Below are 13,553 nucleotides of genomic sequence, written 5' to 3'. Positions count from 1 at the left end.
CCTAGCCGCCCGTCACCGCGGTCAGCAGGGCCAACGGGGCCGCCGCCGAGCGGGACTCCTGGACGCAGGCGTGGGGGTAGGGGACCGGCTCCGGGTACGCGGCGCGTTCGTAGCCGGCCAGGACCTCGGGCAGCCGCCCACCGGCCGTGCTCGCCGCGTCCACAAGCGCGTGGGCCACGGCCCGGGCCTCGTCGTGGAGCCCGTAGCGGGAGAGCCCGAGCGTGATGAGCGCGTTGTCGTGGGGCCACACCGAGCCCCGGTGGTAGGAGAGCGGGTGGTACGCCCCCTGCCCGGAGGCCAGCGTGCGCACGCCCCAGCCGGAGAAGAAGTCGGGTTCGAGGAGGCGCCGCCCCACCGCCTCGCCGTACTCCTTGTCGAGGAGCCCGGACCACAGCAGGTGCCCCGCGTCGGACGCGAGGGCGTCCACCTGCCGCCCCTCGCCGTCGAGGGCGAGCGCGGGGAAGCCGCGCCCGGCCATCCAGAAGTCCCGCTGGAAGCGGTCCCGCAGGTCGGCGGCGGCCTGGGTGAGCAGGTCCGCGTAGACGGCGTCGCCCCAGACGGCCCGGGCGAGCCACGCCGTCCGCCGCAGCGCGTCGTACGCGTAGCCCTGGGCCCCCGCGGCCATGACGGGCCCGGTCGGCCGGTCCCCGTCGGCGCCGCAGATCGCGCCGGGGGAGTCCTTCCAGTTCTGGTTGGCGAGCCCGCCCTCGTCGGCGCGGTAGACGAGGTAGCCGCGCGCGGTGAGCCCGCCGTGGTCGAGCATCCAGCCGACGGCGGCGCGCGCGTGTCCCGCCATGCGACGGGCGAGAGCGGTGTCACCGGTCCGCTCGGTGTACGCGCCGAGCAGCACGAGGAAGAGCGGCGTCGCGTCCACGGAGCCGTAGTAGCGCGCGTACGGGACCTGGTCGAAGTGCGCCAGCTCGCCGTGGCGCACCTCGTGCACGATCTTGCCGGGCTGCGCGGCCCGTCCGTCGGCGGCCGCGGTGGCCTGTGTCGCGGCGAGCGCGGGCAGCGTCGCGGCGGCGAGCCGCGGCAGGTACGGCAGCGCGAAGAGCGAGGTCAACAGCGCGTCACGGCCGAGCAGGGTGAGGAACCAGGGAACCCCGGCGCCGGGAACGCGCAGCTCCTCGCCGTCGGGGCCGCGCGCGGGCACCTGGAGCGCGGCGAGGTCGCAAAGACCGCGCGTGCACGCCGCGGCCAGCTCGGGCCAGGCGGGCGGCAGCGGCACATCGGCGGTGAACTCCCGCTGAGTGGCCGAGAGTTGGGTGATGGCGGCGCCCGGCGACGCGGGCGGGGGCGGCAGCGGCGGCGCGCCGTGCGGTGCCGCCGCGACGGTCAGGGCCAGCTCGGCGGAGGCGTGCGCGGCCAGTTCGAGCGCCCAGACGAGCCGGCGCGCCCCGGTGCCCGTCTCCTCGACGGCGTCAGGGGCGGGCTCGGCGGTCACGGTGGTGCGGGCCAGCCAGTCCCCGCGGCGGTAGGCGAACTCGATGCCGCCGGGGCCCCGTTCGTCCTCGCCGCCAGTCGGCTCCAGGACCCGCCGGGACCGGACCGCGCCCGGCTTCGCGTACGTACGGTGGTCCGCGCGCAGCTCGAACTGGTCGGTGAAGTCGGCGTCGGCGGTCAGGGCGAGCCGCAGCGTCGTCGGCACCGGGCGGTTGCTGGTGATCCGCACCGCCTCGACCAGCGTGCCGTCGGTGACGGCCTGTTCGCGGAAGAGCGTGTACGCGGGCGGCTCCTGACGGCCGCCGCGCGGCACGAGCACACAGCGCGCCACGTCCCCGCCCCCGGCGGGGCTCAGGACCTCGGGCACCGCGCCGTCCACGGTCAGCTGCCAGCGGCTCAGATGCCGCGCGTCGCGCACGAAGAGGCCGTCGGGGGAGCCGCCGCCCGGGACGCCGCGGATGTCGCCGCCGGGGCCCACGGCCGCGAACGTCGTACCGCGTACGAGCAGGTGGTGCTGGTGCCGGTCAGTCATGTCGAGCCCTCTCGCTCCCGCAAGACCCCGCTGTGTGGTGTGCCGACGCGTGGTCCGCGTCCAGGTGCAGATCGAGTGCCAGTGCCGCGCTCCAGCTGAAGCCGCGGGTGCCGAAGCCGCGCCCCGTGTACGGATCCACGTACTCGGAGAAGCCGGAGGCGCTCGCCACGTCGAGCAGCGCCGTGCGCAGGGCGTCGGCCCGCGCCCGCTCGCCGTGCAGCCGCAGGCCGCGCTCGAACAGCCAGTTGGTGTTGATCCAGGCGGGCCCGCGCCAGTAGCGGCGGGCGTCGAAGGCCGGGCTCAGCAGGTCGTGGCTGGGCACGAGCCGGGTCCGGCCGCCGAGTTCGAAGTGCGGGCCGCACGCGGTGCGCACCAGGGCGGCGACGACGTCGCCCGGCAGGCCCGGCAGCAGCAGCGGGACGAGCCCGGTGATCCCCCGCTCGGCCACGGGAGCCCCTTCCGCGGGCCCGGCCCGCAGGTCGCGGCACCGGAAGATGCCGGACGCCGGGTCCCACAGCCGCTCCACAAGCACCCGGGTGAGCCGCTCCGCGCGCTCGTGCCGGGCCGTCGCGGCGACGCCGAGCTCGCCGGTGATCCGGGCGAGGGCGTGCTCGGACGCGATCAGGAGGGCGTTGAAGGCCGGGTCCTCGACGGCGAAGTCGCCGCGGTGCTCGTGGGGTCCGCGGTCGGCGGCGCCGTAGCCCCGGTCGCGGTAGTCCGTGGCGAGCCGTACGTACCGGCCGTAGTCGAGGTCCGTCGGCCGGTCGCGCGGGCAGCCGTGGTCCAGGTCGGCGCGGCGGAAGGTGCGCGGCCGCGCGGGCGGGACGCGGCTCAGCGGGACGTCCCAGCAGGGGCTGTTGTCCATGCCCTGCTCCCAGGGGTGGACGACGGCGGCGAGCCCCGCGCCGCCGAGGTCGCGCCGGTGCAGCAGGAAGCGGTGCCAGGCCGCGAGGCGCGGATGGACGCGGGCGAGGAAGGAGCGGGCCCGGGAAAGACCGGGGTCGGCGAGGTGCACCAGCCAGGCGGCGAGGGCGTGCACCGGCGGCTGCACGATGCCGGAGGTCTGCACGCCGCCCGGCGCGCCCGCCGCGCGCCCCGCGGTGGCGGAGCGCCAGAAGTCGGGGCTGGGGAAGTACGCGTCCAGCGGTACGGAGGGGTTGAACACGATGTGCGGGACGCGGCCGTCGGCCCACTGCGCGCGCAGCAGCGTCTCCAGCTCCACCTGGGCGCGCAGCGGCGAAAGATGGCGCAGGCCGATCGCGATGAACGCGGAGTCCCAGGACCACTGGTGGGGGTAGAGGCCGCGGGACGGGACGGTCGAGGCGCCGGTCCAGTTGGTGTGCAGGACCCGGGCGGCGGCCGTGCGTAAGGGGTCCGGGTCGCCCCTGGCGCCCGCGTCGGCGGTGGTCTTCGGCGCCGGCGCGCCGGTCGTCGCCCGGTCGGCCCGGCCAGCGGCCGCCGGGGAGACCTGCGCCGTCACCGCGGCGCCCGTGGTGGTGCGGTCCACGCGTCTCTCCCTCAGCCCGGAGTCGGCGCACGCCGTGCCCACAGGCTGTCAGTTCGGCTGTTTCCACCCTAGGGTTACGTCTACTTAACACGCAAAACCCAATATGTAACGTCGAGTTGACGCGCGCAAGGGCGGACATGGGTAGACGGGGAGCAGGAGACGAGGAGTGGCCATGAGGAACGGGACCCCGGTGCGCGGGGCCGCCCAGGCGAGCGCGGGCGACCTGCTGCACCTCGTGCGCAGCGGCCGCGCCACCACGCGCGGCGCCCTCCAGCAGGTCACGGGCCTCTCCCGGGCCACGGTCGGCCAGCGCCTCGACCGCCTCTTCCGCGCGGGCTGGCTGCGCGAGGGCACCGCCGCCCCGGTGGGCTCCCCGCTCGGCGGCCGCCCCGCCGCCCGCCTGGAGTTCGACGACGCGCACGCCGTGGTCCTCGCCGCGGGCCTGGAGACCCGGCACGCCCGCACGGCCCTGCTCACCCTCACCGGGGACGTCCTCGCCGAGCACACCGGGCCCCTGCGGGTGGACGAGGGCCCGGAGCGGGTCCTGGACGAGCTGGGCGTCCGGTTCGCCGCGCTGCTGCGCGAGGGCGACGGCGCCGCGCGCTCGGTCTGCGGCATCGGCCTCGCCGTGCCGGGCCCGGTGGACAGCGAGACGGGCCGCGTGGTGCAGCCGCCGATCATGCCCGGCTGGGACGGCTACGACATAAGAGCCCGGCTTGGCCGCTCCTTCGCCGCGCGCACGGGCGGCTCCGCCCGGGTGCCGGTCCTCGTCGACAACGACGCCAACCTCATGGCGTACGGGGAGCAGCGCGCCGCCTACCCCGACTGCTCGGCCTTCGCCCTGGTCAAGGTCTCCACCGGGATCGGCGCGGGCGTCGTCGTGGACGGCTCCGTGTACCGGGGCGTGGACGGCGGCGCGGGCGACATCGGGCACATACGGGTGCCGTGGGTGCCCGGAAGCGAATCCGCCCTGTGCCGGTGCGGCTCGTACGGCTGTCTGGCCGCGGTGGCCAGCGGGCGCGCGCTCGCCGGGCGGCTCGCGGCGGCGGGCGTGCCCGCGCCCTCCGGCGCGGCGGTGACCTCCGGCTCCGACGTGGCGGAGCTGCTCGCGGCCGGGCACCCGGAGGCGGTGCGGCTCGCCCGCGAGGCGGGGCAGCGGGTCGGCGAGGTGCTCGCCACGGTCGTGACGCTCCTCAACCCCGGCGTTCTGATGATCGCGGGAGATCTGGCCGGAACGCCCTTCCTGACAGGCGTGCGGGAACTGCTCTACCAGCGGGCCCTGCCCCGCTCCACCGCCCATCTGGAGATCGTCACCTCGCGGCTCGGCGAGCGGGCGGCCGTGACCGGGGCGGGGGCCCTGGTGGTGGAGCACCTCTACGCGCCGCAGCGGGCGGAGGAGCGGCTCGCGGCCCTCGGCTTCTGAGCCGGGCACGGGGTGCCCCGACCCTCTCCGTCACGCTCTCCGTTTTGCTCCCCGTTTCGCTCTCGGGTGAGCCGAGGGCCGCTCAGATGCCAAAACTTTGGCATGTGAGGGCGTGATTCTCGCCACCCCTGATAGGCCTTGCGCTCAGATGAGCGGATCTTGCCCCGCTGCACCTTTCCAAGGGGTGGCACTGAGTGCCACGCGTTGACACTTCAAACGATCGATCAAATTGCCACGCCGCGTAGTCAAGGCGAGGGGCTGACGTCACGCTGCGCACTTATGACTTCAAGAGGTGAACTCACTCCCGTCAAGATCATTACTCGCGCGTTACTTTCGATCTGCTGGCACACGGGTGGTTGCGACCGCATGACCCACAAGTGGACGTACCCAGACGCCTTCGATCTGGGTATGTTCCTCGCCGTCAGGGCAGCCGCGTCCTCGAGGAGTCGAGACCCGTGTCGGAAAACAAAGATCCCCACGTAGCTCAGGGCGTGAAGTTCGTTTACGACTTCACCGAGGGCAACAAGGACCTCAAGGACCTCCTCGGTGGCAAGGGTGCGAACCTCGCCGAGATGACCAACCTGGGTCTTCCCGTCCCTCCGGGCTTCACCATCACCACCGAGGCCTGCAAGGTCTACCTCGACAGCGGCGAGGAGCCCGTGGCGCTGCGCGACGAGGTGAGCGCGCACCTGGACGCCCTCGAGAAGAAGATGGGCAAGCAGCTCGGCCAGGCCGACGACCCGCTGCTCGTCTCGGTCCGCTCGGGCGCCAAGTTCTCCATGCCCGGCATGATGGACACGGTCCTCAACATCGGGCTCTCCGACAAGTCCGTACAGGGCCTCGCCAAGCAGGCGGGCGACGAGCGCTTCGCCTGGGACTCCTACCGCCGGCTCATCCAGATGTTCGGCAAGACCGTCCTCGGCGTCGAGGGCGACCTCTTCGAGGACGCCCTGGAGAAGGCCAAGGAGGCCAAGAAGGTCACGGTCGACACCGATCTGGAGGCGGCCGACCTCAAGAAGCTCGTCACCAAGTTCAAGAAGCTCGTCAAGACCGAGGCGGGCCGCGACTTCCCGCAGGACCCGCGCGAGCAGATGGACCTCGCCATCAAGGCGGTCTTCGACTCCTGGAACGGCGACCGGGCCAAGCTCTACCGCCGCCAGGAGCGCATCCCGCACGACCTGGGCACCGCCGTCAACGTCTGCTCCATGGTCTTCGGCAACCTCGGCCCGGACTCGGGCACGGGCGTGGCCTTCACCCGCGACCCCGCGAGCGGCCACCAGGGCGTCTACGGCGACTACCTCCAGAACGCGCAGGGCGAGGACGTCGTCGCGGGCATCCGCAACACCGTCCCGCTCGCCGATCTGGAGCAGATCGACAAGAAGTCGTACGACCAGCTCATGCAGATCATGGAGACCTTGGAGACCCACTACAAGGACCTCTGCGACATCGAGTTCACCATCGAGCGCGGGCAGCTGTGGATGCTCCAGACCCGCGTCGGCAAGCGCACCGCGGGCGCGGCCTTCCGCATCGCGACCCAGCTCGTCGACCAGGGCCTGATCACCGAGGCCGAGGCGCTCCAGCGCGTCACCGGCGCGCAGCTCGCGCAGCTGATGTTCCCGCGCTTCGACGACGAGGCCAAGGTCGAGCAGCTCGGCCGGGGCATCGCCGCCTCGCCCGGCGCCGCCGTCGGCAAGGCCGTCTTCGACTCCTACACCGCCATCAAGTGGTCGCGCTCCGGCGAGAAGGTCATCCTGATCCGCCGCGAGACCAACCCCGACGACCTGGACGGCATGATCGCCGCCGAGGGCATCCTGACCTCGCGCGGCGGCAAGACCTCGCACGCCGCCGTCGTCGCGCGCGGCATGGGCAAGACCTGTGTCTGCGGCGCCGAGGACCTGGAGGTCGACACCAAGCGCCGCCGCCTCACGGTCGGCGACACCGTCGTCGAGGAGGGCGACGTCGTCTCCATCGACGGCTCCACGGGCAAGGTCTACCTGGGCGAGGTCCCGGTCGTGCCGTCCCCGGTCGTCGAGTACTTCGAGGGCCGCATGCACGCCGGTGCCGACGACGCCGACGAACTGGTCCAGGCCGTGCACCGCATCATGGCCTTCGCCGACGGCAAGCGCCGTCTGCGGGTGCGCGCCAACGCCGACAACGCCGAGGACGCGCTGCGCGCCCGCCGCTTCGGCGCGCAGGGCATCGGCCTGTGCCGCACCGAGCACATGTTCCTCGGCGAGCGCCGCGAGATGGTCGAGAAGCTGATCCTCGCCGACACCGACGAGGAGCGCGAGGAGGCCCTGAAGGCCCTGCTCCCGCAGCAGAAGCAGGACTTCGTCGAGCTCTTCGAGGCGATGGACGGCCTGCCCGTCACCGTCCGCCTGCTCGACCCGCCGCTGCACGAGTTCCTGCCCGACATCACCGAGCTGTCGGTCCGCGTCGCGCTCGCCGAGTCCCGCAAGGACGCCAACGAGAACGACCTGCGGCTGCTCCAGGCCGTGCACCGCCTGCACGAGCAGAACCCGATGCTGGGCCTGCGCGGCGTCCGCCTCGGCCTGGTCATCCCCGGCCTGTTCACCATGCAGGTCCGGGCGATCGCGGAGGCCGCCGCCGAGCGCAAGAACGCCAAGGGCGACCCGCGCGTCGAGATCATGATCCCGCTGGTCGGCACCGTCCAGGAGCTGGAGATCGTCCGCGAGGACGCCGAGAAGGTCATCACCGAGGTCGAGGCCGCCACCGGCGTCCACCTCAAGCTGGCGCTCGGCACGATGATCGAGCTGCCCCGCGCCGCCGTGACCGCCGGTCAGATCGCCGAGGCCGCGGAGTTCTTCTCCTTCGGTACGAACGACCTCACCCAGACGGTGTGGGGCTTCAGCCGCGACGACGTGGAGGCCTCGTTCTTCACGGCGTACCTGGAGAAGGGCATCTTCGGCGTCAGCCCCTTCGAGACCATCGACAAGGACGGCGTCGGCTCCCTCGTGCGCAGCGCCGTCGAGGCGGGCCGGGCCACGCGCCCCGACATCAAGCTCGGCGTCTGCGGCGAGCACGGCGGCGACCCGGAGTCGGTGCACTTCTTCCACGAGGTCGGCCTCGACTACGTGTCCTGCTCGCCCTTCCGCATCCCGGTCGCGCGCCTCGAAGCGGGCCGCGCCGCTTCCCAGGCCCAGGGCAGCGACCACCGGTAGAGCCCCGGGTCCGTCGCCGTGTCCCCGACCCTCAACCGATGCGGCGGCGGCCCCGGTCCACGATGAAGGGGCGGCACCTTGTGCGGGGTGCCGCCCCTTCGCTGCCCGGGACTGGGGGGTGTCCGGGCAGGTCTCAGAAGTCGTACGGCTTGGCCGTGTTCCAGTTGGTGACGTCGGCGCTGGACCAGGTGAACTTCGACGGGGCGCCCTTGGCGTCGAAGGCCTGCTGGTCGGTGCCGGGGCCGGTGTCGCCGGTGCGGTCGCGCAGCGCGAGGGAGAGGTCCGCCGAGGTCTGGCTCCGGCCTCCGCCGGTGAAGAGGTTCACGGCGGAGTAGACCTTGCCGCCGGGCTTGACCGTGATGCGGTCGGTGCCGCCCGGGGCGTCCTTGGACGCGTGGGGAAGGACGTTCGCGCTCTTCCCGAGCATCACCGAGGGGTACGAGGCCACCCAGCACGGCTTGGCGTCGGCGTTCGTCGCGGTGATCAGCAGGTGCTCGCCGCGCTGCTTGGCGAAGCGGTGCAGGACGGAGTACGACATCTCGGTGCCGTCGCACTGCCGGACGCTCGTGGAGCGCGTGGCCTCGACGGTGGTGCCGGAGGCGCCGGAGCCCTGCGCGGCCGAGCCCGAAGCGGAGCGGGACGGCCCGGCCTGGTCCGATCCGTTCGACCCGTCCGAGCCGTCCGACGTGCCCGGCTTCTCCGTGGTCTTGTCGGCCGTGGCCTTGCCGACCGTGCTGACCTCGGTCTTCCCGGCGCCGTTGTCGTCCGAGCTGCCGCAGGCCGTCAGGGACACGGCGAGGGCGGCGGTGGCCGCGGCGGCCAGGGCGGTGGTGCGGATGCGCGACGTACGCATGGTGGTTCCCCCAGTGCGGTGGTGCCGGTCTGTGTGGTCCCCGGGGAGTCACCCCCGGTGTGGACACCACTCTTGCCGCCCCCGCTGGCGTTCCGCTTGCGCCCGGCTTACGTCCCGCTGACGCGCCGCCGCGGCCCTGCGACCGCTGCTCAGGACCGGGCCGTGAGCCGCATGACCGCCGTGTCGTAGCGGGCCCGCAGGCCCACGTCCGCCGAGAAGCGCAGCAGCGCGCCGAGCGCCCCGACCGCGCCCTCGTCGAAGCCGGACGCTTCCGCTTCCCGCGCCGCGGTGTCGAGGCGCCGGACACCCTCCGCTTCCTCGCCCAGGCCGATCAGGGCCTCCCCCGCCGCGGTGAGGAGCAGCACCCGCGACGCCGCCGAGGCCTGCGCGGGGATGTCGACGGCGAGGGCGGCGGTGGCCGTGTCGAGGGCCGGTCCCCACTGCTTGAGGACCAAGAGGTGGCGGGCCAGGTGGTGCAGGGCCAGGCGCTCGGTGTGCCGGTCCCCGACTTCGCGCGCGAGGCCGGCCGCCCGCAGACAGCCCTCCGCCGCCTCCTCCGGGTCGCCGAGGGCTGCCTGGACGAGCGACAGGTTGACCAGGGCCGTCGCCTCGCCCGGCACGTCCTTCGCCCGCGCGGCCAGCTCGGTGGCGGCCTCCAGATGGACCAGGGCGTCGCCGGTGCGGCCCTCCTCGGCGAGGACCCAGCCGAGCAGGGCCCGCACCCGCGCCTCGGCCCGGGCGTCGGCGTCGGCCCGCGCGGCCTCAAGGGCCGTCTGGAGGAGCGGCGCCCAGCCGTCCCGGTGCCGCCACACGATGTGCGGCCACAGCGCGAGCACGAGCCGCCAGGTCCTGCCGTGCAGCCCGGCGGCGCGCGCCGCGGCCACCGCGAGGGTGAGGTCCTCGCGCTCGGCCGCGTACCAGGCCATGGCCTCCTCGCGGCCGCCGAACTCCCGTACGGCGGGCGGCCGGTGGAAGTCCGCGGGCAGGTCGAAGCAGGCCTCCTCGCCGGGCTCGGCCGCGGCGACCGCGGCGAGGGCGGTGGCCACGTGGTGGTCGAGCACCCGGGGGACCGCGTCGGGCCCGGCGTCCAGGCCGCGCGCGTAGAGCCGTACGAGATCGTGCAGCGACCAGCGCCCCGGCGCGGAGCGGGTGACGAGATGGGCCGCGGCCAGGCGCTCCAGGGCGGCCTCGGCCGCCTGCGGATCGGTGCCCGCGAGGGCGGCGGCCGCGAACCGGTCGACGTGCGTGCCCGGGTGGCGGCCCAGATGGGCGAAGTGGTGCGCCACGTCCTCGGGGAGGCGGCGCACGGTGAGGCGCAGCGCCGCCCGTACGCCGGTGTCCTCCACGTCGAGCAGGCCCAGGCGGCGCGACTCGTCGGACAGTTCGGCGCTCATCGCGCCCAGGGACCAGTCCGGCTGGTCCGCGAGCCGGGCGGCGGCCACCCGCAGCGCGAGCGGGAGCCCGCCGCACAGCTCGGCCAGGCGCCGGGCGGCCACCGCCTCCGCGCGCACCCGCTCCTCGCCGAGGACGGCGGCGAGCAGGGCCGTGCCGTCGTCCGGTCCGAGGACGCCCACCGGCACAGGCCGGGCCGCGTCCGAGGCGATCAGGCCGCGCAGCCGGTACCGGCTCGTGACCACCGTGACGCAGCGGGCGCCACCCGGCAGCAACTCCCTGACCTGCGCGGAGTCGCGCGCGTTGTCGAGGACGACGAGGAGCTGGCGGTCGGCGGCGAGCGAGCGGTACAGGGCGGAGGCGCCCCCGGCCGACTCCGGTATCCGGCGCGGCGCGACGCCGAGCGCGAGGAGGAACTCGCGCAGCACTTCGAGGTGGTCGGGCTCGCCCGCGTCGCTGAAGCCGCGCAGATCGGCGTAGAGCAGACCGCCGGGGAAAGCGGCGCGCTCGCGGTGCGCCCAGTGCACGGCGAGCGCCGTCTTGCCCACGCCCGCGGGCCCGGTCACCAGACACACGGGCGCCTCGCCCGCGGCGGCGCGGGACAGCGCGGTGAGTTCGGCGGCGCGCCCGTGGAAGCCGCGCGGGACCCGGGGCAGCAGGTCGACGAGCGGGGCGGCGGCAGGCGGCGGGGAAGGGACGGCCGGGGGCGCGGGCGGGGCGGTGCGCGCGCCGCCGTCACCGGTGCCGTCGCTCTCGTCCGCCCCGCGCAGCGCCGCCCCGTAGGCGTCCGCGAGCTCGCGGCCCGGGTCCACGCCCAGCTCGTCCGCGAGCAGCCGCCGGGTGCGGTGGAACCAGTCGAGCGCCTCCGAGCGGCGCCCCGCCCGCTGGAGCGCCCGCATCAGCGCGGCCGAGAGCGACTCGCGCAGCGGATGGTCCTCGGCCTCCGCGCGCAGCACGGCCGCCGCCCGCTGGTGCTCGCCCCGGCGCGCGTAGGCCGCGGCGAGCAGCTCCACGGAGGCGAGCCGGAGCTCTTCGAGTGCGTGCGCCGCGGCGAGCAGCGGCGGGCTCGGGTAGGCGCCGGTCAGCGCGGGCCCCTGCCACAGCGACAGGGCCTCCTCGTACATGGCCACGGCGTCGCCCGGCGCGCGCTGCTCGCGGGCCAGCGTCACCAGCTCCTCGAAGCGGTGCGCGTCGAGCAGTGACTCCGGCATCCGCAGGACGTAGGCCGCGCCCCGTGTGACCAGCTCGACCCCGAACACCTCGGCGCCCGCGTCGGCCAGCAGGCTCCGCAGCCGCGACACATGGCCCTGGATGACGCTGCGGGCGCGCGGCGGCGGCTCGTCCTCCCACAGGGTGGCGGTCAGCTGCTCCACCGGAACAGGGCGGTTGGGCCGCAGGAGCAGGGCGGCGAGCAGGCTGCGCCGCTTGGCGGGACCGAGGTGCAGCTCACCGGCCTCGGTGCCGACGGACACCGCTCCGAGCAGCCGGAACTCCACGTGCGCACCCTTCCAGACCGTCCAGGGGAAAGCGGTCAGTTTATCGAAGGGGCCGCCGCCGCTCCGCTTGCGCCGGTTGGCCGCGTTCAGGCCACCTTTGACGCGTTCTCCGCGCTGCGGGCGGAGGCGATGTGCCCGTGTTCGCGTCCCACAGTGCGGTACGTCCACACGAACGAAGGGAGCTCTACGTGGCTCACTCCGCATCGCGACGTCTCGTCGTGCCGCTGCTCGCGCTCGGCCTGACGGCGACCCTCGCACCCTCGCTGGCGGCGGGCCCGGCGGTGGCCGCGCCCGGCACCCCCGAGGCGCGCGACCTCTCGCGGTTCACCCAACAGAAGCTCACCTGGAAGAGATGCGCGGCCGACAAGCCCGCGAAGTTCCAGTGCGCGACGCTCAAGGTGCCGCTCGACTACAGCGCGCCGAAGGGCAGGACCCTCAAGGTCGCGGTCTCCCGGGTGCAGACGAGCAAGCCCGGCAAGCGCCACGGCGTCCTGACCTTCAACCCGGGCGGGCCCGGCGGCCCGGGGCTCGACCTGCCCCTGGAGGCGTCCGAGGGGCTGCCCGAGGCCGTCCTCGAAAAGTACGACCTGCTCGGCTTCGACCCGCGCGGGGTCGGCAAGAGCTCGCCGCTGAGCTGTGGGCTCACCGGCGCCGAGCAGCGCTTCCCGCGTCCCACCCGCTCGCGCGCCGAGTTCGACCGGAACGTGAAGTGGGCCAGGACGGTCGCGGACAAGTGCGAGACGAAGAACCGCGGCGTGCTGCCGTACATCAACACCCGCAACACCGCGCGGGACATGGACATCATGCGCGCGGCCGTGGGCGAGAAGAAGCTCTCCTACTACGGCGTCTCCTACGGCACCGCGCTCGGCGCCGTCTACACCCAGCTGTTCCCGAAGCGCGCGGACCGCGTGCTCCTCGACAGCGCCGTCGACCCGGAGCGGATGTGGCGGGGGATGTTCCGCATCTGGTCGGAGGAGGTCGGAGCGGCCTTCGAGCGCTGGTCGAAGTGGACCGCCGAGCGCGACGCGACGTACCACCTCGGCACCTCCCCGGCGCAGGTCCAGCGGACCTTCTGGAAGATCGTGGAGCGGGCCGACCGCGAGCCGATCGTGGTCGACGGCGAGAAGCTCGACGGCGCCGGGGTGCGGAACCTCGCCCGGCCCGAGTTCTTCGGCGTCCGCGGCGGGGCCGAGCTGGTGCGGGCGCTGAAGCGCGCCGCCGGGGGCGCCACCGTGTCCGGCCCGGCCGCCGAGCCGGTGACGGACAACGAACTCGCCGCCCAGTTCGCCGTGGTGTGCTCCGACGCGCCCTGGCCGCGCGACCCGGAGACGTACTACCGCGACTCCGTGCGCGACGCCGTCCGCTACCCGCTGTACGGGGACTTCACGTCCGGCATCGTGCCGTGCGCGTTCTGGCCGAAGGGCGCCGAGCCCGCGACCAAGGTCGGCAACGACGTCCCGCTGCTCCTCGTACAGAACGAGTGGGACTCGCAGACCCCGCTCTCGGGCGCGCGGAACATGCACCGGCTCCTCAAGGGCTCGAAGATGATCACCGTCGACGAGGGTGAGGGCCACGGCGTCCTCTTCGGCGAGCACCGCTACCCGTGCGCGGAGAACCCGTCCATGCGCTACCTGGCCACCGGCAAGCTCCCGGCCAAGGACGTGACGTGCCGCGTCACGCCCGGGCAGCGCCGCGCCGGGGCCGCGCCGAACGCCTTCTAGCGCG

Annotated in this window: 7 protein-coding genes; 3 read left to right on the top strand and 4 right to left on the bottom strand. The window is 74.2% G+C overall.

The features are described from left to right. Position 1: 1 nt before the first annotated feature. Both CP982_RS15080 and CP982_RS15075 read right to left on the bottom strand, forming a co-directional pair. Positions 2-1,975, bottom strand: a complete 1,974-nt coding sequence (locus tag CP982_RS15080; RefSeq protein ID WP_150511015.1) for an amylo-alpha-1,6-glucosidase — start codon at positions 1,973-1,975, stop codon at positions 2-4. Further along, positions 1,968-3,482, bottom strand: a complete 1,515-nt coding sequence (locus CP982_RS15075; protein WP_308294304.1) for an MGH1-like glycoside hydrolase domain-containing protein — start codon at positions 3,480-3,482, stop codon at positions 1,968-1,970. Before CP982_RS15075 ends, CP982_RS15080 begins: the two co-directional genes overlap by 8 nt. Positions 3,483-3,654: 172 nt before the next feature. On the opposite strand from CP982_RS15075, the gene CP982_RS15070 reads away from it, so the two are divergent. Next, positions 3,655-4,905 carry an ROK family transcriptional regulator gene (locus tag CP982_RS15070; RefSeq protein WP_150511014.1) on the top strand — a complete coding sequence of 417 codons (1,251 nt, stop codon included), beginning with the start codon at positions 3,655-3,657 and terminating at the stop codon, positions 4,903-4,905. A gap of 455 nt (positions 4,906-5,360) precedes the next feature. Next, on the top strand, positions 5,361-8,087 hold the full coding sequence (gene ppdK / locus CP982_RS15060) for a pyruvate, phosphate dikinase (protein ID WP_150511012.1): 2,727 nt from the start codon (positions 5,361-5,363) through the stop codon (positions 8,085-8,087). Between the two features lie 133 nt (positions 8,088-8,220). Here the strand turns inward: ppdK and CP982_RS15055 are convergent, their stop codons facing one another. Further along, positions 8,221-8,940, bottom strand: a complete 720-nt coding sequence (locus CP982_RS15055; protein WP_150511011.1) for a DUF4232 domain-containing protein — start codon at positions 8,938-8,940, stop codon at positions 8,221-8,223. A 149-nt stretch (positions 8,941-9,089) separates the two neighbouring features. Next, a complete protein-coding gene (locus CP982_RS15050; RefSeq protein ID WP_150511010.1) occupies positions 9,090-11,828 on the bottom strand; it encodes an AfsR/SARP family transcriptional regulator in 2,739 nt (912 codons plus the stop codon). Positions 11,829-12,016: 188 nt separating this feature from the next. On the opposite strand from CP982_RS15050, the gene CP982_RS15045 reads away from it, so the two are divergent. Next, a complete protein-coding gene (locus CP982_RS15045) occupies positions 12,017-13,549 on the top strand; it encodes an alpha/beta hydrolase (protein ID WP_229879547.1) in 1,533 nt (510 codons plus the stop codon). Positions 13,550-13,553 lie beyond the last annotated feature (4 nt).

It is taken from the genome of Streptomyces spectabilis, assembly GCF_008704795.1.
GTDB lineage: Bacteria > Actinomycetota > Actinomycetes > Streptomycetales > Streptomycetaceae > Streptomyces > Streptomyces spectabilis.
The sequence above is the reverse complement of the archived record's forward strand: the minus strand, read 5'-3'. Positions and strand labels throughout refer to the sequence as shown.

Coding starts and splice junctions, on each gene's coding strand:
- CP982_RS15080 (WP_150511015.1), bottom strand. CDS start 1,975: ATGACTGACCGGCACCAGCACCACCTGCTCGTACGCGGTACGACGTTC.
- CP982_RS15070 (WP_150511014.1), top strand. CDS start 3,655: ATGAGGAACGGGACCCCGGTGCGCGGGGCCGCCCAGGCGAGCGCGGGC.
- CP982_RS15055 (WP_150511011.1), bottom strand. CDS start 8,940: ATGCGTACGTCGCGCATCCGCACCACCGCCCTGGCCGCCGCGGCCACC.